At 64.0% G+C, this 24,078-nt stretch carries 22 protein-coding genes; 12 read left to right on the forward strand and 10 right to left on the reverse strand.

The features are described from left to right. Window positions 1–64 precede the first annotated feature (64 nt). Complete coding sequence (locus tag FQP90_RS08240; protein ID WP_144649248.1) at window positions 65–2,020, forward strand: primary-amine oxidase; 1,956 nt, start codon at window positions 65–67, stop codon at window positions 2,018–2,020. A 23-nt stretch (window positions 2,021–2,043) separates the two neighbouring features. Next, window positions 2,044–2,367 carry a hypothetical protein gene (locus FQP90_RS08245; RefSeq protein ID WP_439898639.1) on the forward strand — a complete coding sequence of 108 codons (324 nt, stop codon included), beginning with the start codon at window positions 2,044–2,046 and terminating at the stop codon, window positions 2,365–2,367. Between the two features lie 343 nt (window positions 2,368–2,710). Here the strand turns inward: FQP90_RS08245 and FQP90_RS08255 are convergent, their stop codons facing one another. Together FQP90_RS08255 and FQP90_RS08260 are read right to left on the reverse strand one after the other, a co-directional pair. Beyond that, window positions 2,711–3,610, reverse strand: coding sequence for a sigma-70 family RNA polymerase sigma factor (locus tag FQP90_RS08255; protein ID WP_144649250.1), 900 nt, complete (start codon window positions 3,608–3,610; stop codon window positions 2,711–2,713). 17 nt (window positions 3,611–3,627) lie between these two features. After that, window positions 3,628–4,086, reverse strand: a complete 459-nt coding sequence (locus FQP90_RS08260) for a carboxymuconolactone decarboxylase family protein (protein ID WP_144649251.1) — start codon at window positions 4,084–4,086, stop codon at window positions 3,628–3,630. 82 nt (window positions 4,087–4,168) lie between these two features. Here FQP90_RS08260 and FQP90_RS08265 point away from each other — a divergent pair, with 82 nt between their 5' ends. Next, on the forward strand, window positions 4,169–5,206 hold the full coding sequence (locus tag FQP90_RS08265; RefSeq protein ID WP_144649252.1) for an alcohol dehydrogenase catalytic domain-containing protein: 1,038 nt from the start codon (window positions 4,169–4,171) through the stop codon (window positions 5,204–5,206). Between the two features lie 6 nt (window positions 5,207–5,212). Here the strand turns inward: FQP90_RS08265 and FQP90_RS08270 are convergent, their stop codons facing one another. The 3 genes from FQP90_RS08270 to FQP90_RS08280 form a co-directional block, all read right to left on the reverse strand. Next, entirely contained in the window at window positions 5,213–6,448 is a 1,236-nt protein-coding gene (locus FQP90_RS08270) for a pyridoxal phosphate-dependent aminotransferase (protein WP_144649253.1), read from the reverse strand. 48 nt (window positions 6,449–6,496) lie between these two features. Next, window positions 6,497–7,159: a hypothetical protein gene (locus tag FQP90_RS08275; RefSeq protein WP_144649254.1), complete on the reverse strand. Its 663-nt coding sequence runs from the start codon at window positions 7,157–7,159 to the stop codon at window positions 6,497–6,499. Window positions 7,160–7,270: 111 nt separating this feature from the next. Continuing rightward, a complete protein-coding gene (locus FQP90_RS08280) occupies window positions 7,271–8,248 on the reverse strand; it encodes a helix-turn-helix domain-containing protein (RefSeq protein ID WP_208759967.1) in 978 nt (325 codons plus the stop codon). Between the two features lie 200 nt (window positions 8,249–8,448). Here FQP90_RS08280 and FQP90_RS08285 point away from each other — a divergent pair, with 200 nt between their 5' ends. Beyond that, the gene (locus FQP90_RS08285; RefSeq protein ID WP_144649255.1) at window positions 8,449–9,975 is read left to right on the forward strand and encodes a GMC family oxidoreductase; all 1,527 of its coding nucleotides are present in this window, start codon (window positions 8,449–8,451) and stop codon (window positions 9,973–9,975) included. Between the two features lie 25 nt (window positions 9,976–10,000). Here the strand turns inward: FQP90_RS08285 and FQP90_RS08290 are convergent, their stop codons facing one another. Continuing rightward, the gene (locus tag FQP90_RS08290; protein WP_144649256.1) at window positions 10,001–11,593 is read right to left on the reverse strand and encodes an alkaline phosphatase D family protein; all 1,593 of its coding nucleotides are present in this window, start codon (window positions 11,591–11,593) and stop codon (window positions 10,001–10,003) included. A 133-nt stretch (window positions 11,594–11,726) separates the two neighbouring features. Between FQP90_RS08290 and FQP90_RS08295 the strand changes: the two genes are divergently transcribed. Beyond that, window positions 11,727–12,137: a hypothetical protein gene (locus FQP90_RS08295; protein WP_244296600.1), complete on the forward strand. Its 411-nt coding sequence runs from the start codon at window positions 11,727–11,729 to the stop codon at window positions 12,135–12,137. Here the strand turns inward: FQP90_RS08295 and FQP90_RS08300 are convergent. Together FQP90_RS08300 and FQP90_RS08305 are read right to left on the reverse strand one after the other, a co-directional pair. Continuing rightward, complete coding sequence (locus tag FQP90_RS08300; RefSeq protein ID WP_144649257.1) at window positions 12,119–14,548, reverse strand: HAD-IC family P-type ATPase; 2,430 nt, start codon at window positions 14,546–14,548, stop codon at window positions 12,119–12,121. The genes FQP90_RS08295 and FQP90_RS08300 overlap by 19 nt on opposite strands. Window positions 14,549–14,752: 204 nt before the next feature. After that, entirely contained in the window at window positions 14,753–15,685 is a 933-nt protein-coding gene (locus FQP90_RS08305) for an NAD-dependent epimerase/dehydratase family protein (RefSeq protein WP_144649258.1), read from the reverse strand. Window positions 15,686–15,828: 143 nt separating this feature from the next. Between FQP90_RS08305 and FQP90_RS08310 the strand changes: the two genes are divergently transcribed. From FQP90_RS08310 to FQP90_RS08340, 7 genes are all read left to right on the forward strand, one after another. Further along, complete coding sequence (locus FQP90_RS08310) at window positions 15,829–16,560, forward strand: TetR/AcrR family transcriptional regulator (protein WP_144649259.1); 732 nt, start codon at window positions 15,829–15,831, stop codon at window positions 16,558–16,560. Window positions 16,561–16,577: 17 nt separating this feature from the next. Beyond that, window positions 16,578–17,366 (forward strand): oxygenase MpaB family protein, encoded by a 789-nt coding sequence (locus FQP90_RS08315; protein WP_144649260.1) that lies wholly within the window; start codon window positions 16,578–16,580, stop codon window positions 17,364–17,366. Next, window positions 17,359–18,249: a DUF817 domain-containing protein gene (locus FQP90_RS08320; RefSeq protein WP_144649261.1), complete on the forward strand. Its 891-nt coding sequence runs from the start codon at window positions 17,359–17,361 to the stop codon at window positions 18,247–18,249. Before FQP90_RS08315 ends, FQP90_RS08320 begins: the two co-directional genes overlap by 8 nt. A gap of 316 nt (window positions 18,250–18,565) precedes the next feature. Further along, window positions 18,566–20,431, forward strand: coding sequence for a molecular chaperone DnaK (gene dnaK / locus FQP90_RS08325; RefSeq protein ID WP_144649262.1), 1,866 nt, complete (start codon window positions 18,566–18,568; stop codon window positions 20,429–20,431). Between the two features lie 2 nt (window positions 20,432–20,433). Further along, entirely contained in the window at window positions 20,434–21,093 is a 660-nt protein-coding gene (locus FQP90_RS08330) for a nucleotide exchange factor GrpE (RefSeq protein WP_144649263.1), read from the forward strand. An 87-nt stretch (window positions 21,094–21,180) separates the two neighbouring features. Further along, window positions 21,181–22,167, forward strand: a complete 987-nt coding sequence (locus FQP90_RS08335; protein ID WP_208759968.1) for a DnaJ C-terminal domain-containing protein — start codon at window positions 21,181–21,183, stop codon at window positions 22,165–22,167. Window positions 22,168–22,177: 10 nt separating this feature from the next. Continuing rightward, window positions 22,178–22,609 (forward strand): heat shock protein transcriptional repressor HspR, encoded by a 432-nt coding sequence (locus tag FQP90_RS08340; protein WP_144649265.1) that lies wholly within the window; start codon window positions 22,178–22,180, stop codon window positions 22,607–22,609. Between the two features lie 9 nt (window positions 22,610–22,618). Here FQP90_RS08340 and FQP90_RS23610 read toward each other — a convergent pair whose 3' ends face one another. After that, window positions 22,619–23,035 carry a hypothetical protein gene (locus tag FQP90_RS23610; RefSeq protein ID WP_244296602.1) on the reverse strand — a complete coding sequence of 139 codons (417 nt, stop codon included), beginning with the start codon at window positions 23,033–23,035 and terminating at the stop codon, window positions 22,619–22,621. Between the two features lie 175 nt (window positions 23,036–23,210). Next, window positions 23,211–24,029 (reverse strand): aspartate dehydrogenase domain-containing protein, encoded by an 819-nt coding sequence (locus FQP90_RS08350; RefSeq protein WP_144649266.1) that lies wholly within the window; start codon window positions 24,027–24,029, stop codon window positions 23,211–23,213. Between the last annotated feature and the right edge of the window lie 49 nt (window positions 24,030–24,078).

Here is a 24,078-nt window from a genome sequence, read left to right on the forward strand (position 1 = left end):
GTTATTCTCTACACCTATAGAAAATAAATCCCGACCCATCATAGGTCCCGGACAAGAGGCAGCCATGACGCCCACAGCAACTGAGACAGCCACCCAGTACCGCCTGGCCACGGGCACCGAGATCTCCGAGGTCCAGGCAATCCTGCAGGCCGCCGGACACCTCGGTTCCGAAAAGCGGATCGCCTACCTGGGGTTGGTGGATCCTTCCCGTGGGCAGGCAGAGGCAGACCGCCGATTCCGGGTGTTCATCCACGACATCTCCGGCGGAGCACCCACGGACGTCCTGGTTTCGGTGACCCGCGGCGAAATCCTCACTGCCAAGGAACTGGACACCAAGGTCTCCGGCGAACTCCCCGTGCTGGAGGAAGAGTTTGAGGTAGTGGAAACGCTCCTCGCCACAGATGAACGCTGGCTGGCAGCCCTCGCCGCCCGGAACCTGGACGTGGAAAAGGTCCGCGTCGCTCCGTTGTCCGCCGGCGTCTTTGAATACGACGACGAACGCGGCCGTCGCATCCTCCGCGGCCTGGCCTTCGTACAGGACTTCCCCGAGGACAGCGCCTGGGCCCACCCGGTGGATGGTTTGGTGGCGTACGTGGACGTGGTCAACAAGGAAGTCACCCAGGTCATCGACCTCGGCGCCATGCCCATCCCTGCAGAACACGGAAACTACACGGATCCTGAACTGACCGGCCCGCTCCGGGAAACCCAGAAACCCATCAGCATCACCCAGCCCGAAGGTCCAAGCTTCACCGTCACGGGCGGCAACCATGTCGAGTGGGAAAAGTGGAGCGTGGACGTCGGCTTCGATGTCCGCGAAGGAGTTGTCCTCCACAACCTTGCCTTTCAGGACGGCGAGAAGAAGCGGCCCATCATCAACCGCGCCTCCATCGCCGAGATGGTGGTTCCCTACGGCGACCCTTCGCCTATCCGGTCGTGGCAGAACTACTTCGACACCGGCGAATACCTGGTGGGCCAGTACGCCAACTCGCTGGAACTCGGTTGCGACTGCCTGGGTGACATCACCTACCTCAGCCCGGTCATCAGTGACGCCTTCGGCAACCCCCGCGAGATCCGCAACGGCATCTGCATGCACGAGGAAGACTGGGGCATCCTGTCCAAGCACTCCGACCTCTGGACCGGCATCAACTACACCCGCCGCAACCGCCGCCTGGTGATCTCCTTCTTCACCACCATCGGCAACTACGACTACGGCTTCTACTGGTACCTCTACCTGGACGGCACCATCGAGTTCGAAGCCAAAGCCACCGGCGTCGTGTTCACCAGTGCCTTCCCGGAAGGCGGCTCGGACAACATTTCCCAGCTGGCCCCCGGCCTCGGCGCACCCTTCCACCAGCACCTCTTCAGCGCCCGCCTGGACATGGCCATCGACGGTTTCACCAACCGCGTGGAGGAAGAAGACGTGATCCGCCAGGCCATGGGCGAAGGCAACGAGCGCGGCAACGCGTTCTCTCGGAAGCGCACGCTCCTGACCAAAGAATCCCAGGCCGTCCGCGAAGCCGATGCCCGCAGTGGCCGTACCTGGATCATCTCCAACCCGGAGTCCAAGAACCGTCTCGGTGAACCGGTCGGCTACAAGCTCCACTCCGAGAACCAGCCCACGCTGCTGGCCGATCCCGGCTCCTCCATCGCCAAGCGCGCGGCCTTCGCCACCAAGGACGTATGGGTCACCCGCTACGCCGACGAGGAGCGCTACCCGACGGGCGACTTCGTGAACCAGCACTCAGGCGGCGCCGGCCTCCCGGCCTACGTTGCCCAGGACCGCGACATCGACGGCCAGGACATCGTCCTCTGGCACACCTTCGGCCTCACACATTTCCCGCGCGTGGAGGACTGGCCGATCATGCCCGTGGACACGGTTGGTTTCAAACTCCGCCCCGAAGGGTTCTTCGATCGCAGCCCCGTTCTGGATGTTCCGGCCAACACCTCAGGCTCAAGCTGCCACAGCGTAGCCTCTTCCGACGACGACCACCACGGCGAACCCGCCGGGCACTGCCACTAACCGGCACGCCACCAACCGGGACCATGACAACCACTGCAGGGCGGGTCCGTTCACGCGGGCCCGTCCTCCATCCCCGCTTCTGTGCGGCGCTGACAGCGGTCTCCTGCGCCGTGCATCTCTGGCTCGCGACTTCGGGACACCACGCCGCCTGGCTGGGCATTCTCATGATCGGCCTGGCCGCTGTCTGCATTCCGTGCACAGTCCACATTTGGCGGCACAGCAGGGTGGGCGCGCTCCACCAAGTGACTATCTCTGCCCTCGCCATGGTGGGACTGCACGCCCTCCTGCTGCTGGGAGCGGGCGGTGCCGGACCACCCACGGCGGCAGGCCGTCGTCGAACGCTGTAGATTCATCCGGCGCAGCGCAACTGCTGCTGGTCATCGGACTGGAAATCACGACGGCGTTCCTCGCCGCCACGCTGGTGGCGCGCCTGAGGCGTCGAGCGGCTGTAGCGTCCTGACCCTCTTTGCCGCCAGAAGCACGGAACCCCAACCCTAAAAGGCTGATTTTCCGCCGCTCTGGGGCAAAAGGAGGTCAGGAAGCAACAGGCTCACGAAAATTCGGCAGCAGCATTGAGTTCCAGATCGGAGCAGCATCCGCGTGCTTCACCGCTGTCACCGCGTTCGGGCTGGCGGCTGGCGTTCGGCTGTTGCCGCGACGGACCGCAGCATGGTGAAATCGTGAGCCGGGCTACGTAAGCTGCGAAAGCCGCGTCAGCTTGTCCGGATTGGACAGTTGCCGGAGCCCGCGGATGCTCCCGTCGGGACCCGCATCCACTTCGAGAACGTCGGAACGGCCGTGGTGCCTGAGCACCAAAGCCGCTCCGCCGTTGATCCCAATGACCCATGCCCGGACAGGCTCCACGGGATCGAAAACAACCGCTTTGCCCAGGATGCCCGCAAAAAAGCGTGCGATCCTCGCCGACCCGAACAAGGGGTTCATGGCGCTCTTGACCTTGCCGCCGCCGTCGGCCCACAGCACCGCGTCCCGGTGGAGCATCGCCACAACCGTGCCGATCTCGCCCTGTTCGATGGCTTGCACGAGCTTCTCCAGGACGGCACGGTCCTTGGCCCGGGGTGCGGGCGCATTGGGGTCGATGTCCAGGCGGCGTTCGGCACGCGAAATCATCTGGCGCACGGCAGCGGGTGTCTTGTCCAGGATGGCCGCGATTTCCGGAGCGGGCATCCCGAAGGCGCGGTGCAGCACCAACGCTGCCCGGGCCTCCGGTGCCAACTGCTCCGCCAGGTGCAACAGGGTCAAGGACAATAATTCCCGGTTGGCCACGGTCTCCTCGGGCAATTGAGCGTTGTCCACAGGCTCGGGCAACCACGGCCCTGTGTAGTCCTCCCGCACCGCAGCGAGCTGGCGCACCCGGTCGATGGAGCGGCGCACGCACACCGTCGTCAGCCACGCCGGCCACGAGTCCACGTGGCCCGAGGCGGTGTTCCGTTCCTGGCGCACCGCCTCGATCGCCACCTCGGAGACCACGTCTTCGGCGTGGCCGAAGTCGCCCAGCATCCGGTACGCAATCCCCAACAGGCGGTTCCGTTCGCTTTGCCACGCCGTAGTGGCGGAGACTGCAAGGGTCATGCTGCCCACGTTACCTTTCAGACCAGCGGATTCTTCTCATCCACCGGCGGCTCCATCTGTGTGCTGATGGCAATCCGATTCCACACGTTGATGGTGGAGATCGCCAGGATCAGGCCACCCATCTGGCTGTCGTCGAAATGGGTGGCGGCCGCGTTCCAGATCTCGTCCGTCACCGTTTCCGGCCCAAGTTGAGTCAAGGCGTCGGTCAGGGCGAGCACAGCCTGCTCACGGGCATCGAAGAACACCTTGGAGTGCTGCCAGGCTGCCACCGCGTGCAGTTTCCGGTCCGGGATACCGCGCTTCCTGCCGTCCGTTGCGTGCATGTCCACGCAGAATCCGCAGCCGTTGAGGATGGAGGCGCGGAGCTTGATCAGCTCGTACAGATCGGGATCGACCGAGGTGCGGGCGTAACCTTCCAGGCCAATGACGGCAGCGTAGCCGAGTTTGTTGCTGCGGCCGATGTTGATGCGGGTCATGCTGACTTCCCTTCAGAGTTGGTGCTTACATGAGGAATGTCGGAAGGGGCGCCGGAAGTGTGACAGTTGTTAGAGTCAATCCGTGCGCGCAGTAGTTTTCGACGAAGTCCGGACCCAGCCCGATGTCAGGGAGGTCGCCAAGCCGGTAGCCCCCGTCGGTGGTGTGGTGGTGAAAGTCCTGGCCACAGGCATGTGCCGCAGCGACTGGCACGCCTGGGCCGGCCACGATGACATTGAGATGCCCCACGTTCCGGGCCACGAGCTCGCCGGCGTGATCGACTCTGTCGGGGAAGGCGTCCAGCGCTGGAAGGTCGGCGATCGCGTCACCGTCCCCTTCGTTTGCGGTTGCGGCGCCTGTGAATGGTGCCTGGCCGGCGACGCGCAGGTCTGCCCCGAGCAGCAGCAGCCCGGGTTCACCCACTGGGGATCATTCGCCGAATACGTCGCCTTGCACGCCGCCGACAGCAACCTGGTTGCCATCCCGGAGAGCATCGAATTTACGACGGCGGCAAGCCTCGGCTGCCGCTTCGCCACGGCATACCGTGCCTTGGCAGCCCGTGCCGAGGTGAAAGCCGGCGAATGGGTGACCGTGGTGGGCGCGGGCGGTGTTGGGCTGAGTGCTGTGATGATCGCCAAAGCCATGGGAGCCAAGGTCATTGCCGTGGATCGGAACCCGGACGCCCTGGCCGTGGCCGCACGCTTGGGCGCCGACCACACCGTCCTTGCCGACGGCTCGGACATCCCCGCCGCGGTCAACGTCCTCTCCGGCGGAGGCAGCCACGTGGCGGTTGACGCCGTCGGAAGTGAACAAACCTGTGCCGACGCAATCCTCAGCCTTCGCAGGCGGGGACGGCACGTCCAGATCGGCCTGTTGCCCTCCATCGACGGCAACCCGCAGGTGCCCATGGCCCGCGTGATCGGCTGGGAGCTGGATTTGCTGGGCAGCCATGGCATGGCCGCGGTGGACTACCCGGGAATGATGGCGCTCATTGAACAGGGTGCGCTTCAGCCGCAGCTGCTGATCGAACGCACTATCGGGCTGGGAGACGCTGCTGCACTGTTGCCCGGCTTCGACAAATCCAACCCGGCAGGCATGACCATGGTGGACCCGGCGCTGTAAGTACCCCTAGTTGGGGGCATCAGTGGGGCGGTTCCGGTACGCGGCCAGGAAATGGTCGATCCGGCGGACGGCTTCCTCGATGTCCTCCACCGCCGGCAGGATCACGAACCGGAAGTGGTCCGGGGTGGGCCAGTTGAAGGCGGTGCCGTGCGAGACCAGGATCTTCTGTTCCTGGAGGAGTTGAAGGACGAACTTCTCGTCGCTCTCAATGGGATAGATCTCGGGATCCAGCCGCGGGAACAGGTACATCGCACCGGCTGCGGGGACACAGGAAACACCGGGGATGGCCGTCAACAGCTTCCACGCCAGATCCCGTTGCTCCCGGAGGCGGCCGCCGGGGCGGATCAGTGCCTCGATGCTCTGGTAACCGCCAAGGCAGGTTTGAATGGCGTGCTGCGCAGGAACATTGGCGCACAGGCGGAGCGAGGCCAGCAGTTCCAATGACTCCCGGTAGGCTGCCGTCGCCGCCAAGGGCCCGGTCACAGCCACCCATCCCGCCCTGTACCCGGGCATCCGGTAAGCCTTGGACAACCCGCTGAAGGTCAAGACGCAGACGTCGTCGGCCACGCCGGCAGTGTGGATGTGCGGGGCATCGACGTAGCGGATTTTCTCGTAGATCTCATCCGAGAACAGGACGAGGTCATGCTTCCTGGCCAACGCCGCGAACTGCTCCAGGATGTGCCGGGGGTAAACGGCGCCTGTGGGGTTGTTCGGGTTGATGATCACGATGCCCTTGGTGCGCGGGGTGATCTTGGCTTCGACATCCGACATGTCCGGCCACCAGTTCTCTTCCTCGTTGCACAGATAGTGCACCGGGTTGCCGCCGGTGAGCGTCACGGCAGCTGTCCACAAGGGGTAGTCGGGTGCGGGGATGAGGATCTCGTCGCCGTTCTCCATGAACGCTTGCAGGGTCATGGAGATGAGTTCGCTGACGCCGTTGCCAATGAAGACATCTTCGACGCCGATGTTCATCAGTCCGCGGGTCTGGTAGTACTGCGAGATGGCGGTCCGGGCGGAAAAGATGCCCTTGGAATCGCTGTAGCCCTGCGCGCCACGAAGATGATGGATCATATCCACCACCACGGACTCCGGCGCCTCCAACCCGAACGGCGCTGTATCGCCGAGGTTCATCTTGAGGATGCGGTGCCCCTCGGCTTCCATGGCCTTGGCGGCTTGGAGGATGGGCCCACGGAGTTCGTAGCGGACGTTCTGGAGTTTGCTGGAGTGCTGCATCGGACGCATGGTTGATCTTTTCATGGCACTGGCCCGGGCAGGCAACCGGTCCAGATATCAGACCCAGCGAATGATGACTGGAAGGCTGCTGGTCCGCGTCGACATTTCCCGTTCGGTACCGTCCACCGCAACCGCGAAGTGCTGGAGGTCATCAGGGGAGGCCAGGACCTCGAAGTGCCCGGTGGCATCGCTGACCACGGCCGTGGCTGATGAATGGGCGTGGATGTAGGCATCGGGGATGCCCTTGTTGTGGGCGTCCACCAGCCGCCCACGGATTCGCCGGCCCGCTCCGGCCTTGCCGATCACGGGCTCCCGGGCGCGGGGTTCACTGGGTTCTTCGAACGGGAGCGCCACCGGAATGCGGACCAGGAATCCGAGCCCTTGCCGGATGGCGCCGGAGTACTCCTCGGGCCGGAACTCGCCGTTGGATACCACTGAATACTGACTGTGGATTTCAACGGCCAGCAGCAACTGCTCCATGTTGTCCAGTTGTTCCGGGCCGTGGCACTCCACAGCCACCCTCAGCTCGAGATCAAGGACAGGACCCTCCCGCCGCGACCTACCCACGCGATTGAGCGTGACTGCGCGGACGGTGACCGGAGCGTCCGGTGGGGGAACGCCGGCAGTGGGGGACCCGTCGTCGAACCTGACATGCTGGGGAGCGACGGCGTTGGAAAGTACCCCCAGAAGGTCGGACAGCGACGAATGCACATGGCCCACGGCAGAACCCCAGCCGGACAAAGATCCACAACTTCAACTGGAACTAGGCTACTCCCGCAAATCCCCGTAGTCACTGGGATGAGGGGGTAACTCCAATCGATCGGGCACCCTTCACGCCGGCCGGTAGGAGTATCGGTACTCCGACGGTGAGTAGCCGAAGGCACTCTTGAAGGCACGGGAGAAGCTGGAGGCGTCGGTGAAGCCCCAATGCATTCCGACGGCGGACACCGGCCGCATCTGCAGGCGGGGGTCCACGAGGTCGGTCCGGCACTTCTCCAACCGCTGCCGGCGCAGCCAGGCGCTCACGGTGTCGTTGCGCTCTTCGAACAGCTTCTGGAGGTATCGGACGGAGACGTTGTGGGCGGCGGCGATGTCACTGACGGTCAGTTCCGGGTCGCCCAGGCGCGCCACGACGAACGCTTCGATCCGTTCCATGAGCGCGAGTCGCTCCTGGGATAACGGCGACGACGGCGGCACCCGCTCGGCGAAGACAGCGGAGACCAGGTTCATCAAGGCATCCGAAACGGTAGCGGCCTCGGCAACGGACCCTTCGTGCAACTGCTTGGCCACTGCGCCGAGCAGCGCCGATGTCAGCGAGCCCAGTCCTTGGCGTCCGGACACCCTCGACGCCGTGAGCGTGGCGATGCTTTTGCGGTTCAGGTGGAGGGCTTCCGGTGGGAACATGACCACCATCATCCGGAAGGCGTCGTCGAAATAGAGATCGTAGGGGCGTGTGGTGTCGTAGATGGCGAAGTCCCCGGGGGTGAGCGCGGCTTCGCGTCCGTCCTGGGCCACCACCGAGTAACCCCGCAACTGTAGGCCAAGTTTGACCAGTCCGGGATCGTTGGCCTGAATCTCCTTCTGGCCCCGGCTGACATGGCTCGCCGTCCCCGAGACCGCGCTGAGGAACACCGGGCCGACTGTCTGGTTGATGAGTCCGCCGTCGAACTGTTCCGGCTCACGGGCCGCCACGGAGAGCGGCACGAACGCGCTGTTGACCGCTTGGTTCCAGGCATCAAAGCGATCGGTCCTGGCGAGGGCCGTGGTGCTGAATTCTTCTCGTGGTTGCTTGGCGATGGCACCGGTCACGTCGGCTCTCCTTTGAAATGACGCTGCGGAACTTGGTGGCGGCCTCCTTAGTGTCCCACGATTGCGGGCTGCGCCGTGATCCGGATCACAAGCGTGCGGATGGTGCGCAGTGCTGTGCGCGCCGGGTCAAGATTCCCGACGGCGGACCGCGGCAGACTGCTGGAGAAGCTCACTTTCATGCCCGTTCAAGGAGGAACCCCATGGCTGGAAACCCAACCCACAGCGCTGACTATGTAGTAGTAGGTGCAGGCTCGGCAGGCAGCGTTGTTGTGCGGCGCTTGCTCGACGCCGGACACACGGTCCACGTTGTCGAGGCCGGATCCGTGGACACCGATCCCAACATCCACAGCCCGCAAGGGTGGCCGCTGCTGCTGACCGGAGCCAACGACTGGGCAGTGATGACTACGCCGCAGAAGCACGCCCATAACCGCAGCCTCTACTGGCCACGCGGCAGGGTCCTCGGCGGCAGCAGCTCCCTCAACGGCATGATCTACATCCGCGGCCACAAGAATGACTACGACTCTTGGGCAGCCAACGGGGCGGAGGGTTGGTCCTGGGACGAGGTCCTGCCCTTGTTCAAGAAGTCCGAAGACCACCAGGACGGCGCCAGTGAATTCCACGGCAAGGGCGGGCCGCTCCACGTTGAACGGATCGCCGAGCGGCACCCGGTTGCCCAAGCTTTCGTAGACGCTGCCAAGGCGCTGGGCCACACGGAAACGGAAGACTTCAACGGCATCCAGATGACCGGCGTCGGGTTCAACCACACCACCACCAAGGACGGCAAGCGTGCCAGCGCGTGGCAGAGCTTTGTGGCTCCTGTGCTGGAAGACCCCGGCCTCAAGGTCACCACTGACGCGTTGGTGACGCGGATAGTCGTCGACGGCGGACGGGCCACCGGCGTCGAATATCAACTCGACGGTGAGGTGCTTCGTGCCGAAGCGGGCGCTGAGGTGATCATCAGCGCAGGCGCCATTGGCTCCCCGAAGATCCTGCTGCTCTCCGGCATCGGTCCGTCAGTGCAGCTACGGGCGCTGGGGATTGATTCGGTGGTGGACCTGGCCGGGGTGGGCGAGAACCTCCACGACCACCTGCTGGCGGGCAACATCTACGAGGCAAAGCAACCGTTGGTGGCCGGCCGGCACAACCTGTTGGAAAGCCAGCTCTACGCCCACAGCAACCAGACGGACGAAGAAGCGCCGGACCTGCAGCCGCTGTTCCTTCACCTTCCCTACCCCACCGACGGCGGCGCTGCGCCCGAACAGGGCTACACCATCGCCCCCGGGATTGTTCGACCCCGCTCACGAGGCACACTGCGGTTGGCCTCGGCGGACCCGGCTGCGGCGCCGTTGGTGGATCCGAACATCCTGGCCGACGAGTACGACGTTGAGGCCTTGGTGGACGCGATCATCCTGTGCCGTGAAATCGGCCGGCAGGAGGCCTTTGCACCCTTTCGAAAGGACGAGTTCACGCCTGGTCCGGGCGTTCAGACCCGCGACCAGGTGCGCGAGTTCGCCCGTCAAGTGGCCGGGACCTATCACCACCAGGTTGGCACCTGCAAAATGGGCGTGGACGATCTCTCGGTGGTGGATCCGCAGCTCCGCGTCCGGGGAATCGAGGGGCTCCGTGTGGCGGACGCGTCCATTATTCCGTTCGTGCCGAGCGGCAACACCAATGCCCCGTCCATCATGATCGGCGAGAAGGCTGCTGAACTGATTCTCGGCGGCTAGGCCAAACAGGGGACGGCACGGGGATTCAGGTGAGGCCTGGGACGCCGTCGTTGATGGTGAAGGACTTCTTGGTGCGGACCGGGGCGCCCGGCGTGGTGACGTAGTCCAGCACGCGGAAGTCCGCGGTCAAAGCGTCCTTGGTGATGCGCGTGTTCACGTACCCGCGATTGTCGTTGTAGAACTTCAAGTGCGGGTTCCACGCCATGGTGGGATCAGTAGTGGAGCCACTGCCATCGCCTGTGGACGTAATGGACGAGCACACCAGTTCGGAGCCCACCACCCGGGACTCCGGATCCTTGTAGTCCACCTTGAGGTCTGTCGCCCAGTGGCGGTGAACGTCGCCGGTCAGTACGACGGCGTTGCGCACCTTCGCGTCCACCCAGCCCTGGGTGATGCGGCGGCGGGAGGCGGCGTACCCGTCCCAGCCGTCCATGGAGACGTCGTCGATCCCTGGCGCCTTGTCGCGGTCCCGTTCGGCGAAGAAGACCTGCTGGCCCAGGATGTCCCAGCGCTGCGTGGAGTTCTTGAAGCCGTCCAGCAACCATCTTTCCTGCTCGGCACCGGTGATGGTGCGGTTTTCGTCCAGGCGCTCGGCAACGTTCTTCCGCCAGCCGTCACCTGCGAGCTGGTCGTCCCGGTACTGGCGTGTGTCCATCATGTGGAAATTGGCCAGCTGGCCCCATTGGATGGTGCGGTAGATCTTCATGTCGAAACCGGCAGGAACAGATGACGGCCGCAGCGGCATGTTCTCGTAGTACGCCTGGAATGCAGCTGCACGGCGCTGCCGGAAGTGCTCAGTGGTGTCGTTCTGTTGGCCCGCGTCCGTGTTCTCCGGAATGTCATCGGCCCAGTTGTTGTCTACCTCGTGGTCATCCCACACCACCAGCCACGGTGCGATTGCGTGCGCAGCCTGCAGCTCGGCGTCGGCCTTGTACTGTGCGTGGCGCTGCCGGTAGCCGGCGAGGCTGACGGTCTCCGGTCCCTCATGGTCGCGGGGGTTGCCACCGCCGATCACGTAGCTGTCCTTCTTGTACTCGTAGAGGTAGTCGCCCAAGTGCAGCACCAGGTCCGGGTGGTCCTCGGCCAGTCGCTTGTAGGCGGTGAAGTACCCGTGTTCGTACTGGGCACAGCTGGCGAACGCCATGGCCAGTGCGGCGGGGGTCTCGCCGGGTGCAGGGCTTGTCAGCGTGCGGCCAACTTCGCTCACGTGCCGTCCGGTGCGGAAACGGTAAAAGTATTCCCGGCCCGGCCTGAGGCCCCTCAGTTCGACGTGAACCGAGTGGGCTGCTTCGATCCTGGCATGTTCGACGCCGCGGGCTACCACCCGGCGCATCGCAGGGTCTTCCGCTACTTCCCAGGCGACGGCGACGTTGCGGGAGGGCATGCCACCCAGGCCGTCTTCGGCCACGGGGTTCACGGCAAGCCGGGTCCAGATGACGAAGCCGTCGGGCCACGGTTCGCCCGACGCGACGCCCAGGGTGAACGGATCGGTGCGGAGCCCGGCGTCGTCCGCTGTCGAAACCGCGACGGCGGTGCCTGGCAGGGCGGCGGATACACCTGCGACGAGTCCAGCCCCGAGGCCGGCTGAGATGAGGGACCTGCGTGAAATGTTTTCCATTCATCCGACCCTAGGAGGCTCGGGTTGACTCGGTTCAAGGGTGGTGTGAATCAGTGGTTAACTGTGTGACAAAAGTTGTTATCCCGGGCTGACTTGCAGCTCGCTCTGAGCAGTGCTCGTCTATGCTCAGTTCATGACGACGGGGGAGAGCCCTAAGCGGCCTGGTGCGGTGACGTTTTCAGTGGTGCTGATGTACATCGGTGGCATCGCTCAAATCATTCTGGGGATCCTGACCATATTCCTGCGCTACACACCGGAGGCCCAGTCCGGTGGCATCGCCCTGCCCATCACTTTGCTCGGGGCAGGGATGATCCTGTTCGGTTTGTTGGTGATCGGGCTGGCCTCCGGAGTGGCTCGGGGGAGCGAGGCTGCTCGCCGTGGCGCTACAGCGGTCATGGTGCTCGGATTGGCTTTTGCCGTGCTGGATTTGATCATTGCGGCAGATGGAGATTGGTCGGCTGTGATTTCCCAGTCCATCGCAACGGTGGCCGTGGTGGTTCCGCTGTGGGTGGGCCGTGGACGGCGCTACTTCGAGACGCGTTGATGCAAGGCTTCCTGGGCATCCCGATACGCCACACGGCGGTGGACGAACCGGACAATCTCGATCAGCGCGATGCAGGCCGCTGATGTTCCGAGGATCAGCAGAGCAGTGGGCAGCGTCGGATCCGTGAACTGCAGGAAGTCCCGGGCGATCGGCACGGAATAAACGAGGATGAGCCCCACCATCATGGCCCCGATGACCAGCCCCTTGAAACGGGTGACAGGACGCGACAACACCACCAGGATCCAGATACCGATGATCGCCAGGATGAGGGTGGACCCGGTCCTGATCTCGGCCTCGGGTATCTGCAGGTTCGCGGCAAGGCGGGCATATGACGCCAACCCCAGCGTGACGGCCACACCCGCCGGCACGGCGAACGTGAGTGATCTCCGAAGGAATCCCGGAATATAGCGCTGGGCGTTGGGCAGCAAGGCCAGGAAGAACGCCGGAATGCCGATGGTCAGGCCGTCCGTCACGCTCAGCTGCCGGGGAAGGAAGGGGAACGGCAGCAGGAGGATGCCGAAGGAAATGGCAAGGAACGTCGCATACGCGGTCTTTGTCAGGAACAGCATGGAAACGCGCTCGATGTTGGCGATCACCTGGCGGCCCTCCGCCACCACGGATGGCAGGTGGGAGAACTTTCCGTCCAGGAGCACCAGCCGCGCCACAGCCTTCGTCGCCGCGGCGCCGGAATTCATGGCGACACCGATATCGGCTTCCTTGATGGCCAAGGCATCGTTGACCCCGTCCCCGGTCATGGCCACGGTACGCCCGGCAGCCTTCAGCGCCACCACGATCCGCTTCTTTTGGTCGGGGGTCACCCGGCCGAAGACCACGTTGTTGTTGATAACGTCCAGAAACTCATCGTCCCCTTCAGGCAGCTCGCGGGCATCGAAGCCGTGGGGTGCGTCGAGGCCAACTTCGCGGGCGATCGCGGCCACCGTTTGTGGGTTGTCGCCCGAGATGATCCGGACATCCACATCCTGTGCGGCGAAGTAACTCAACGTCTCGGCAGCGTCGGGACGGATGTTCTCTTTGAAGGTCAGGAGAACCACGGGGACGGCATCAGCCGGAACGGTTTCGTCATCCGTGGGGGTGCCGTGGGCCAGGACCAGTGTCCGTCGGCCGGTGGTCGCCAACTCCGCGGCCTGGGTGGCGAGCTGTTGAAGCACGGGATCGGTGGAATGCCGTGCCGGGAACACCATTTCGGGACCGCCCAGGATCCACATTCCATCGTCGAACACCACGGCGCTCCACTTGCGGGCGGAGGAGAAAGGCACGCGGTCAAGCGGGAGGCCGGGAGGCTCGTTGAAGTGCCCGGCGAGACTGCGGGCCGTGGCGTTGGCATCCTTCTGCACCCCGTACCAGGAGAGCACGGACTCCCATCCGGGGCGGGCGGTCAGGGGATGCGCGGCGTCGAAAACGATGTCGCCCTGGGTGAGCGTGCCGGTCTTGTCGAGGCAGATGATGTCCACCCGCGCCAGGCCCTCAACCGCAGGCAGCTCCTGCACCAGCACCTGCTGGCGGGCCAGCTTCACTGCGCCAACGGCGAAGGTAATGCTGGTCATGAGCACCAGCCCCAGCGGGACCATGGCGACGACGGCGGCGATAGTCGCCGTCGCTGCGTCCCGCCACGCTCCACTCGCCGAAGCTTCGGCCCACCCGCCCTGGGCCAGCATCTGCGCGTTGAGAACCAACAACGCCACCGGCCCAACGAACCATGTGACCCATTTCAGGACGCGGTCAATCGAGGAGCGGAGTTCCGACGCCACCAGCGAGAACCGCTTGGCTTCAGCGGCGAGTGAGTTCGCGAAGGAGTCCGCACCCACCCGGTCCACAACGGCGGTGCCTTCGCCGGCCACCACTACTGAGCCGGACAGGACACGGTCGCCTTCGCTCTTCTCCACGGCATCGGATTCGCCCGTGAGCATGGACTCATCCACTTGCAGTCCCTTTGATGCGGCCACCAGCCCGTCCGCGGGAACCTGATCGCCGGCCCTCAGCACAAGCGTGTCGTCCAACACCACATCGTCCAAGGAGATTTCCGCCTCTGACCCCTCACGCAACACCCGCGCGTGTGGGGCGTTCAGCAGCGCCAGACGGTCCAAGGCACGTTTGGCCCGGTACTCCTGGACGCTGCCGATCACAGCGTTGGCGATGGCGCTGAAGCCGAACAAGGCATCCTGCCAGCGGCCAATCGCGAAAAGGACGATGAAGCAGGCCAGGATGATGCCATTGAACAGGGTGAGGACATTGGCACGGACGATGCTCCAGACGCTGCGGCTGGTGTCCTGGACAAAGGCGTTGGTTTGTCCGGCGGCCACCCGCTCAGCGACTTCGGCAGTGCTGAGTCCCTGCACCGAGGACCCCACTACACGGACGCCTACCCCTGTCAGGTCTTTATCGTTTGGCACTCATGCCCCCATTGTTGAGCCGGTGGAGCGATGGGAATGAGTATGCCAGCCGGGAAGGGTTAAGTCCTCGATCTCCGCCGCGGAGTCAGCCGCGGCCACCACCCCGGGACGTTTCGCCGGTAGGCAAGATATTGCTCGCCAGAGCCACCCAACTGACTGGCATTAGTGGTTGTTTTCAGCGCTCAGAACAACCACTACTGCCAGTTAGTTGGGTAGCCGGGCAGCGTCCTGCCACCAGGCCACCGCTGCCGCTGCGGCCTCGGGCAGGGGAGTCGGTTCCAGGCCCAGGAGCCGCTGGCTTTCCGACGAATCCATCACGAACGGGCGCTCAAACTGATACAGCAATTCGGCAAGCTCGCGCATGTCCGTGGACAAAATGCCCGCCATCCGAAGCACCCATCCGGGCACGGCGCTCACCTTGGGTGCAGCAACACCGGCGGCTGCCGCATGCGCTTCGGCTATTTCCCGCTGGGTCACGGCGGCGCCGGTGGGGGCATGCAGCACGCGGTTCCAGAGTTCCGGCTTCTTCGCCGCAGCGATCATGGCGGCTGCGAGGTCCGGTACATAGGTAAAGGAGTGCGGCTGGCGGGTACTTCCTATGACCTGCACCGCCTTGCCTGCCAGGATGGGCGTCACCATGCGCTCGCCGGCATGCGCCATCTTGACTCGCGGCCCAAAGAAGTCGCCCGCCACGACGCTCACGGTGTTTGCCGCATGCGCCTGCCGCGCCTTCAGCAATGCGGTCCGGATGCCGCGCTTACCACCGGAAGCTTCCCGGGGGCTCGACTCTGTCATGATCCGATCCGGCTCGCTGTACGAGTAAAGGCTTTCAGGGAAGACGACGACGGCGCCCGCGGCTGCCGCTGCATCCATCACCACTTGCTCGGCCTGGGGGAGTTCGGCTGCCCAGGCCGCGGCGCGGTACGCCGAACCGTGGATGCAGTGGAACACCGCCTTGGCGCCCTGTATGGCCCGGGAAACCTGGCTGGGATCGGAGGCATCCACCCGCATCCGATCCACCAAATGATGGTCCGGGCCGCTGCCCGAGCGGGTCAGGATGCGGACTTGGTGGCCTTGCTCGGCGAGCAGTTCGGCAATGGTGTAACCCACCGGTCCTGCTCCAATGACGACGTACATGAGGTCCTTCTTTCGGGAGATAACGCTCTGGATTGAAAGCGAGAGCAGTGCTCTCTGAATTCAGGGTGATCGATTATCCCCTCAAAGTCAAGAGCAATGCTCTCATTTGTTGACGGCGCTCTCTGTTATGGCAAGCTGGGGGCATGACGCCCGCCGAAGCAATCAAGGCCAAGCCCCCAACTCCCCGCGAACGTGCCCGCGCGCAGACCATCGCCGACATCATCCGACTCGGTCGCGAGCACCTGGCGCTCCATGGCGCAGCAGCCCTTTCCCTGCGTGCAGTAGCGCGGGACCTGGGTGTCGTATCTTCGGCCGTCTACCGGTACGTCGAGAATCGGGATGAGCTTCTCACGCTCCTGCTCATCGACGGGTACAACGAGCTCGGCGACCAAGTGGACACAGCCGTTGACGCCGTACCGGAGGATGATTTCCCCGGACAGTTCAAGGCCCTTGGCGTGGCAGTCCGTGCCTGGGCCCTCCGTGAGCCGGCCAGCTATTCGCTCCTCTTCGGCAGTCCTGTTCCCGGGTATCAGGCTCCGGGCGAGCGCACCACCGTCCCGGGTACCCGTGTGATCTTTCGTCTGGTGGGCATCTTCGATGCCGCCTACCGCGCAGGTGCCCTGGACGCCCACGTGAGTCCCGCCGTCGTGATTCCTCCCGCTCTGGCCGAAGACCTGGCCGCCATCCGCTCGGAGATGAACCTCGCGGCGCCGGACGCTTCGCTCGCACGGGGCGTGCTGGCGTGGACGTCGGTGTTCGGGGCTGTCAGCTTTGAGGTCTTTGGGCAATATGGTCTAGACACTTTTAAAGCCCGCGACCAACTTTTCGAACATCAACTTGGCGTGCTTCAAGGCGTCGTGGGGCTCCAAGGCTAGGGCGCTACAGTATTCAGATGGTTCGTGGACTTGCTGACATCGGTGCTGAGGGCGTCCTGCTCGCCGGTGCGGGGAGGGCGATCCTCCTGCAGATCGCCGATCCCAAAGTGGGTCACGGCGTGGCCGAGCACAGCAACTTCGCGGAGCGCCCCATGGACCGGCTTCGCGCCACCATGACGTACGTGTATGCGGTGGTGTACGGCTCGGAGGAGCAGCTGAAGGCCGTTCGCCGCGCGGTCAACCGAGCCCATGCGCCGGTCCGTCGCGGACCTGATGAGGCGTCCAAGGGCTACAACGCTTTCGACGCCGAGTCTCAACTATGGGTGGTGGCTACCCTCTACGACACCGCCGTGACTGTTTATGAGCAGGTTCACGGACCGCTCGACGACGAGACTGCCGACCGTATTTACAGCGAGTACGCGCGGATCGGAACGGCTCTGCAGCTTCCGGCGACGATGTGGCCAGTTGATCGGGGCGCGTTCGCGACGTACTGGGACGCGCATGTCAGCAAACTCCAGCCGGACGCCAAAGCACTGAAGGTAGCGCAGGAACTCCTCTACCCAGCGGCCGGGCCGCAACTCCTACGTTTGGCCATGCCCTTGGCGCGGTTCCTGACTGCGGGTCTGTTGCCGGACCATCTTCGGGAGGGTTTCGGGCTTGACTGGGGGCCGGGGCAGGCGCGCCGGTTCGATCGGATCATGCGGATGGTGGGCAAGGTCTATCCTCGCTTGCCCCAACGGATCCGCCACTGGCCGCGAGACTACTACCTGGGCCAACTCGGGTCTACCAAGGCGGACCATGCGTAACTCCACGTCCGTGGAACAGTCCATCGACGATCTCGCGCACCGCTACCTGGACCGAGCCCCCGGAGGACGCGCCCGGGCGGGACTCACCGAGTTCGTGGTGTTCGGGCTGAAGCAGGCGTGGGCTTGCGTGTTCGGTGCAGCGTTGCTCGCCGTGATCATCGCAGCCCGCCTCTGGTATCCGGACAATGCCGCGTTGGCTCGGAACGACTTCCTGACCATGGCCGCGATCGTCATCCAGGTCCTGATGATCAGCTTCAAGTTGGAGACGCTGCGGGAGTTGCGGGTGATCCTGCTGTTCCACGTGGTGGGGACGGTGATGGAGCTGTTCAAGACGGACGTTGGCTCGTGGGCTTACGAGGCCGAGGGTTTCCTCCGGATCGGCGCGGTTCCCCTGTTCAGTGGGTTCATGTACGCAGCCGTGGGCTCATACATGGTGCGGGTCTTCCGGCTGTTCGATCTCCGCTTTGATCGGTATCCGCGGCGCTGGATCACGGCCCTTGTTGCGGCGGGGATCTACGTCAACTTCTTCTCGCACCACTACATCCTTGACCTTCGCTGGGTGCTGCTTGCCGCCGTCGTGCTTGTTTACGGGCGGTGCGTGATGCACTTCCGGGTGTTCCGCCGCCGCTTCAAGATGCCGATTCTGGTGTCGTTCCTGCTGGTGGCGCTGTTCATTTGGTTCGCGGAGAACATCGGTACGTGGTCCCGCGCGTGGCTGTATCCGAACCAGTTGGAGGGCTGGCAGGCGGTCTCCATCGACAAGCTCCTGGCATGGTTCCTGCTGATGATCATCTCCGTGGTCCTGGTGGCGTGGGTCTACAAGCCGGAACCGCTCGACGCCGCTGACGCCACCCAAACGGCTGACGCCGCGCATATTCAGTAGTGACACCCGGATATGGGTGTCGCCGCTCCGGGTGAGTGGCGGAGTGCATTTTGCGTGTCCTGAGGCTTCGTCTGCCAGTTCACCGTAGGCGAAACCACCCCTTTTTGCCGCGTGATTCTGCGGCTTTCCGGGCCGTGGTTCAGAAAGTTGAGCGTACTAGACTCAACTTTGGATTGACTTAAATCTGAGGCTGAGTACAGTTGAGTGCAGAACGCTCAACTAGCCGATTGTTGAGCAGGCTCCCAGCACGTAAACCGCCCAGCGGACCGTTGTCAGGCGCGATCTCCAACATCGGCCATTGAAAGGAAAACAAGATATGTCACGTGCAGTAGGTATCGACCTCGGAACCACCAACTCCGTGGTCTCTGTTCTCGAAGGTGGCGAGCCCACCGTCATCGCCAACGCAGAAGGCGGCCGCACCACGCCGTCCGTCGTTGCGTTCTCCAAGTCCGGCGAAGTCCTGGTCGGCGAAATCGCCAAGCGCCAGGCCGTCAACAACATCGACCGCACCATCGCTTCCGTCAAGCGCCACATGGGCACCGACTGGAACGTCGCCATCGATGACAAGAAGTACACGCCGCAGGAAATCTCCGCGCGTATCCTCATGAAGCTCAAGAGCGACGCCGAGAGCTACTTGGGCGAAAAGGTCACCGACGCTGTGATCACCGTTCCGGCCTACTTCAACGACGCCGAGCGCCAGTCCACCAAGGAAGCCGGTGAAATCGCAGGCCTCAACGTCCTCCGTATTGTCAACGAGCCCACCGCGGCTGCACTGGCCTACGGCTTGGACAAGGGCAAGGAAGACGAACTCATCCTGGTCTTCGACCTCGGTGGCGGAACCTTCGACGTCTCCCTCCTCGAGGTTGGCAAGGACGAAGACAACTTCTCCACCATCCAGGTCCGCGCAACCGCCGGTGACAACCGCCTCGGTGGCGACGACTGGGACAACCGCGTCGTCGAGTGGCTCCTGAGCCAGCTCAAGGTCAAGGGCATCGACCTCTCCAAGGACAAGATCGCCCTCCAGCGTCTCCGTGAAGCTGCAGAGCAGGCCAAGAAGGAACTCTCCTCCTCCACCAGCACCAACATCTCCCTCCAGTACCTGTCCGTCACCCCCGACGGCCCGGTTCACTTGGACGAGCAGCTGACCCGCGCCAAGTTCCAGGACCTCACCAAGGACCTCCTGGACCGCACTAAGAAGCCGTTCCAGGACGTCATCGCAGAAGCCGGCATCAAGGTTTCCGACATCGACCACATCGTCCTCGTCGGTGGCTCCACCCGTATGCCTGCTGTCTCCGAGCTCGTCAAGGAACTCGCTGGCGGCAAGGAGCCCAACAAGGGCGTCAACCCGGACGAAGTTGTGGCCGTTGGTGCCGCACTCCAGGCCGGTGTCCTGAAGGGCGAGCGCAAGGACGTTCTCCTCATCGACGTCACCCCGCTGTCCCTCGGCATCGAAACCAAGGGTGGCGTCATGACGCACCTCATCGAGCGCAACACGGCTATCCCCACCAAGCGTTCCGAGACCTTCACCACCGCTGACGACAACCAGCCGTCCGTGGCCATCCAGGTCTTCCAGGGCGAGCGTGAATTCACCCGCGACAACAAGCCGCTGGGCACGTTCGAACTGACCGGCATCGCTCCGGCACCCCGTGGCGTCCCGCAGGTTGAGGTCACCTTCGACATCGACGCCAACGGCATTGTCCACGTGTCCGCCAAGGACAAGGGCACCGGCAAGGAACAGTCCATGACCATCACCGGTGGCACGGCGCTCTCCAAGGACGACATCGACCGCATGGTCCGTGAAGCCGAAGAGCACGCTGCTGAGGACAAGGCCCGCCGCGAAGCTACGGACACCCGTAACTCCGCAGAGCAGCTCGCCTACTCCGTCGAGAAGCTTATCGCCGACAACGACGACAAGCTGCCCGAGGAAGTCAAGACCGAGGTCAAGGCCGACGTCGACGCCCTCAAGTCCGCGCTGGAAGGCACCGACGACGCCGCTGTGAAGACTGCGTTCGAGAAGCTCCAGGCTTCCCAGACCAAGCTTGGCGAAGCGATCTACTCGCAGGCCGCTGCAGCTGACGCTCCGGGTGCCGGTGCAGAAGGCGCTCCCGCTGGTGACAAGGCTGCCGACGATGAAGACATCGTTGACGCCGAAATCATCGACGAAGACGAAGCGAAGAAGTAGTCATGCCTCACCACGGCAACGAAGCAGAGCACTCAGAAGGCAACGAGCCGCGCAAGCCGGTTATTCGTGACAACCGCAAGGTTGACCCGGAAACCGGGGCGGCCCGTCACCCCGAAGGCGAAGCTGCGGCTCCCACCGAAGGCAATGCCGCTCCCACGGACGGCGACGCCCTCTCCCAGGCTGAGGAAATCCTCAACGGGGTAGAGGTGCCGGCTGAGGAGTCGGTTGCCTCCGGTGCCGCGGCTGAAGCCCAGGCAGCGGAGCTCCGCAACGACCTCCTCCGCCTTCAGGCTGAGTACGTCAACTACCGCAAGCGCGTCGAACGCGACCGCGCCGTAGCAGGAGAGATGGCCGTCATCGGCGTCCTGAACTCGCTGCTCCCGGTGCTGGACGACGTCGACGCCGCACGCCAGCACGGTGACCTCGAAGACGGCCCCTTCGCCGCCATCGCCACCAAGCTGGAAAACGCGCTGAAGACGTACGGACTGGAGCGCATCGCGGACACGGGTGTCGAATTCGACCCCACCATCCACGAAGCACTCATCCAGCAGCCCGGCGAAGACATCGAGGTTGACACGGTCAGCCAGGTGCTGCGCTCCGGATACCGCTCAGGTGAGCGGGTCCTGCGTGCAGCCCAGGTGATCGTGGCTGTCCCGGCTTAGTACCCTTCGAGATGGCAGTTCGTGACAGTGTTTCATTGAAACATTGGGATGAACTGCCATCTCGTTCCCAATCGAAAGGAAACGCTCTTGGCCAGCCAGGACTGGGTTGAAAAGGATTTTTACGCGATCCTTGGTATCGCCAAGGACGCGTCCGACGCGGATATCAAGAAGGCTTACCGCAAGCTAGCCCGGCAGTACCACCCGGATACGAATTCCGGGGATGCTGCTGCGGAGAAGAAGTTCAAGGACATTTCCGAGGCTTACTCGGTGTTGTCGAGTCCTGAGGACCGGCAGCAGTATGACGCCATCCGTGCCATGGGCGGCGCCAGGTTTGCTCCGGGTGCCGGCGCTGGTCGCGGCGGTGCTGGAGCCAACGGCGGGTTCGAGGACCTGTTCGGCGGCCTGTTCGGTGGCGGGCCGGGCGCTCGTCAACCGGCGGGCGGCGGAGGTGGCATTCCGCCCGAGTTCGCTGACCTGTTTGGTGGCGGCTTCGGAGGTGCCGGCCAGACCGGGTTCCAGCGGGCACCGCAGAAGGGCTCAGACCGCAATGCGACGACGTCCATCTCCTTCGCCGGCTCCATCAAGGGCACCACGGTGAGCCTGCGTGAAAGCAACGGCAACGTGATCGACGTCAAGATCCCAGCAGGCATCAAGGATGGGCAAAAAGTCCGTCAGCGCGGCAAGGGTAACGTTGGGCCGGCCGGCAATGGCGACCTCATCATCACGGTGAGCGTGAAGCCGCACGACTTCTTCCACCGCGACGGCGACAACATCCGCATCCACGTGCCAGTCACCTTCGCGGAAGCGGCGCTTGGCGCGACGATCGAAGTACCAACCCTGGACGGCGACACCGTCAAGGTTCGCGTCCCGGCCGGAACACCTTCGGGTCGCACCCTCCGGGTCAAGGGCCGAGGCGTGAAGACGTCCAAGGCGACCGGAGACTTGCTGGTGACAATCGACGTCGCGGTTCCTCAGAACCTCAACAAGGAAGCGGAAGAAGCCGTCAAGGCCTTCGCTGCTGCCACCACCGACGCCAACCCGCGTCACGATCTGACCGCGAAGGCCCGGTTGTAAGGAGGCGGCCATGGGCATCGACGTCAACCAGCCGATCTTTGTCATCTCCGTTGCTGCGGAGCTTGCCGACATGCATCCGCAGACGTTGCGCCAGTACGACCGCCTGGGCATCGTCTCGCCCAGCCGTGCGCCCGGCAAGTCCCGCCGCTACTCCCAGAACGACGTCAACAAGCTGCGGGAGGTCCAGCGCCTCTCGCAGTCCGGCGTCTCGCTGGAGGGCATCAAGCGCATCCTCGACCTTGAAAACCAGGTCGCCGCGCTGCAGTACCGCGTGGCTGAACTGACGGAGGAGCTCACACGCCGCCGTACGCCAGTGGACGCCCGCATCTTTGCTGCGGGAGCCGCGGGCGACGTCGTCAGCTTGTCCCGCGGGCAACGGCCCCGGGCACGATCGCAGGCTGTTGTGGTGTGGCGTCCGCGGGCGGGGGAGGGCCGCGGCTGACTGTGGGACCTACGCCCGGCTGCGGTCCCAGCTGACCACCACGCGGGCGGCGCCTTCTTCGGTCCGCTCGACGTTGGTGACGATCTGCGATTCCTTGGCGCCCATGTTCCGGATCTGCTGCCGGTAGTCCTCCAGGTGCTCTTGCAAGGACTCCTCGGTCCACTCGCCGGGCCGCATCCTGGTGGAAATCTCTACGGGTTCTTCGGGGACCAGGATTTCCTTGGGCTGCTCCAACGGCGATGGCGAAGGTTCCGGCGTCGAGGCCTGCGGAAACAGCATCCTGAAAGCAAAAACTCCACCCGCCACACCAGCGACAAGTCCCGCGGCCACAAGCCACAATGCCCGTCCCGGACGCCGCTTGCCAACGGCAATGGGCTCGGTTCCTGACTTCTGGTGAATCAGCTTCCTGGCGTTTCTTTGTGCCATGTGAGTTCAGCTTTCCAATCGGCGTTCGGTAGTCCGTGCTCGTGGGGTATGAAAGGCCCGCCAGTCCATCGTAAGCAGGCTTAGCACTCGCCGTCGATGTCGCCATCCAATACTGGCCTGGGGGCAAGCGCTCCCTGGCTTCAGCAGCAGCGGCCTTGGGCAGAAGAGGCGTGCGCTAGACCAGCCCGCCACGCTCTCCAATGGCAGCCTCCAAGGATCGAAGCACTGCGAATGGAACTATCGCGCTGGTCCGGGGATTGTCCGGGCTGGGATTGTTCCGCATTTCGAATCGATACTCTCCACTGGGGCCGTTCGCTTCGATGATGTGGGTGGTCAGCGCCGCGGCCGGGTCCGCGGTGAGCCGCACCTGGACGTTGTCCCAATTCCCCACGGCCTCAGCCACCGCCGCGGCCACATTCAGTGAGCGGGGGAAAAGTCGCGCCGCTTCCTGCGCCGAGCCAAGGAACACTTCCAGGGGCTCTCCCGTGGCGCGGATTCGTTGTGCTTCGGCTTGGTCCATCCATGGTTGGATCAGGGTCTCGGGAAGCTTGGTTGTCGAGACCAGGACGGAATCATAGTCCGCCTCCCGTGCCCCCGCGCCAAGGATGTCCAGCCCGCCTACTGCGCCGGAAGTCATGAACAAGCGCCCGGGGCCGCTTGCATGCAATCGCTCTGCCAGGGGCTGGTCGGCCAGGGCGCCAATGGATGTCATCAGGAAGTCAACGCCGGCGCTAAGAATCTTCTCGGCATATTCGGACACCGCCGCCTGTCCGGCACATTCCACTATCAAGTCGCAGTGCTCCAAGGCCATCTCCAAGGTCAAGGTGGTTCCAGGGCGTTCGACGGCGGAATGTGCCTTCGTGGGGTCGCTGCGGCCGATGATCCCCACCAGTTCGGCGCCATGGACCTTGCCGGCGGCGATGTCCTCTGCAACGCGGGCGCCAATGGCGCCGTAGCCAATAATTCCAATGCGATGGGAGGTTGCTGCTGTCATTCCTGTATCGCTTTCCGGTGTCAGCGCTGACACCTGTTGGGGAGTTCCG

The sequence above is a fragment of the Paenarthrobacter nitroguajacolicus genome (assembly GCF_007786235.1).
In the GTDB taxonomy this organism is placed as follows: Bacteria; Actinomycetota; Actinomycetes; order Actinomycetales; family Micrococcaceae; genus Arthrobacter; species Arthrobacter nitroguajacolicus_A.

Excerpts from the sequence above, each read along its gene's own strand:
- FQP90_RS08350 (WP_144649266.1), bottom strand. The coding sequence starts at position 24,029 with ATGACAGCAGCAACCTCCCATCGCATTGGAATTATTGGCTACGGCGCC.
- FQP90_RS08310 (WP_144649259.1), top strand. The coding sequence starts at position 15,829 with ATGACGCCCGCCGAAGCAATCAAGGCCAAGCCCCCAACTCCCCGCGAA.
- FQP90_RS08330 (WP_144649263.1), top strand. The coding sequence starts at position 20,434 with ATGCCTCACCACGGCAACGAAGCAGAGCACTCAGAAGGCAACGAGCCG.
- FQP90_RS08245 (WP_439898639.1), top strand. The coding sequence starts at position 2,044 with ATGACAACCACTGCAGGGCGGGTCCGTTCACGCGGGCCCGTCCTCCAT.
- FQP90_RS08240 (WP_144649248.1), top strand. The coding sequence starts at position 65 with ATGACGCCCACAGCAACTGAGACAGCCACCCAGTACCGCCTGGCCACG.
- FQP90_RS08305 (WP_144649258.1), bottom strand. The coding sequence starts at position 15,685 with ATGTACGTCGTCATTGGAGCAGGACCGGTGGGTTACACCATTGCCGAA.
- FQP90_RS08290 (WP_144649256.1), bottom strand. The coding sequence starts at position 11,593 with ATGGAAAACATTTCACGCAGGTCCCTCATCTCAGCCGGCCTCGGGGCT.
- dnaK (WP_144649262.1), top strand. The coding sequence starts at position 18,566 with ATGTCACGTGCAGTAGGTATCGACCTCGGAACCACCAACTCCGTGGTC.
- FQP90_RS08295 (WP_244296600.1), top strand. The coding sequence starts at position 11,727 with ATGACGACGGGGGAGAGCCCTAAGCGGCCTGGTGCGGTGACGTTTTCA.
- FQP90_RS08260 (WP_144649251.1), bottom strand. The coding sequence starts at position 4,086 with ATGACCCGCATCAACATCGGCCGCAGCAACAAACTCGGCTACGCTGCC.
- FQP90_RS08270 (WP_144649253.1), bottom strand. The coding sequence starts at position 6,448 with ATGCGTCCGATGCAGCACTCCAGCAAACTCCAGAACGTCCGCTACGAA.
- FQP90_RS08285 (WP_144649255.1), top strand. The coding sequence starts at position 8,449 with ATGGCTGGAAACCCAACCCACAGCGCTGACTATGTAGTAGTAGGTGCA.
- FQP90_RS23610 (WP_244296602.1), bottom strand. The coding sequence starts at position 23,035 with ATGGCACAAAGAAACGCCAGGAAGCTGATTCACCAGAAGTCAGGAACC.
- FQP90_RS08255 (WP_144649250.1), bottom strand. The coding sequence starts at position 3,610 with ATGACCCTTGCAGTCTCCGCCACTACGGCGTGGCAAAGCGAACGGAAC.
- FQP90_RS08320 (WP_144649261.1), top strand. The coding sequence starts at position 17,359 with ATGCGTAACTCCACGTCCGTGGAACAGTCCATCGACGATCTCGCGCAC.
- FQP90_RS08340 (WP_144649265.1), top strand. The coding sequence starts at position 22,178 with ATGGGCATCGACGTCAACCAGCCGATCTTTGTCATCTCCGTTGCTGCG.
- FQP90_RS08315 (WP_144649260.1), top strand. The coding sequence starts at position 16,578 with ATGGTTCGTGGACTTGCTGACATCGGTGCTGAGGGCGTCCTGCTCGCC.